Origin of the sequence: Bartonella sp. AA1HLJMS (assembly GCF_042197445.1) — a bacterium.
Classification (GTDB): Bacteria; Pseudomonadota; Alphaproteobacteria; order Rhizobiales; family Rhizobiaceae; genus Bartonella.
Genome location: NZ_JBHIRW010000287.1, coordinates 1 through 656 on the forward strand (window position 1 = coordinate 1; position 656 = coordinate 656).

Annotated in this window: 1 protein-coding gene and 1 pseudogene; both read right to left on the reverse strand. The window is 36.4% G+C overall.

Annotation, left to right across the window (positions count from 1 at the left end):
* Nucleotides 1–434, reverse strand: a pseudogene (locus ACFIQE_RS11250) (hypothetical protein); the annotation flags it as partial.
* A gap of 69 nt (nucleotides 435–503) precedes the next feature.
* Nucleotides 504–656 carry a TrwH protein gene (locus tag ACFIQE_RS11255; protein ID WP_375707786.1) on the reverse strand — a complete coding sequence of 51 codons (153 nt, stop codon included), beginning with the start codon at nucleotides 654–656 and terminating at the stop codon, nucleotides 504–506.

A 656-nucleotide genomic window follows, 5' to 3' on the forward strand; every position in this document is an offset into this window, starting at 1 on the left:
GAAATTTGTTCTTTTTTTAACTCAAGCTGTTTTTTTAAGAGCTCAATAATTTCTCCTTTTTTTAATAGATTAATAAGCTCCAGATATTTTGCTGATGGAGCAGATACGAAAGTTGATTTAGGTACCTGAGCTGTGGGAGATACTGGAGGTGTGTTAGATGGCTTAGAGCCACTAGGTTTGGACGGTACGGGATTTCTCATCGTTCCCAAATTAGAAAGGTCAATTTTAATATCGGGTGGAAGTTTACGTGGTGGCTCATAGCCTTTTGGTGGTTTTGGTTTATAATTGTTGCTTGAATCGAGATTTCCTGACCCTATACTAGGAACTGCAAAACGGCTATGACCTCCTCCTTGCTTAGTAAGAGTGTTACTTCTTGCTAAGTTTGTTGTTCCAAGAAAAGCACTAATCGCTATGATAATAATCAGCTTTTGCATATTTCATACCTTTTAATTTTCACATATTTAGAAAGACTGACCATTACATTATTAACTTCATAAATCAGTTTATGAGATTCCGTTGTCTCTTCGCTTGATTTCGGCAGGGATTGTTTTATTAATAGGCACTCGGTTCCTATCATTTGGCTGTTTTAGCTTTGGTGCTAATGCACAAGCCGATAAAAGGTTTGCAATCAAAATTATAAGAATGATCGACTTCAT

What these genes read in the sequence shown, in the direction of transcription:
- ACFIQE_RS11255 (WP_375707786.1), bottom strand. Translation starts at nt 656, where the DNA reads ATGAAGTCGATCATTCTTATAATTTTGATTGCAAACCTTTTATCGGCT.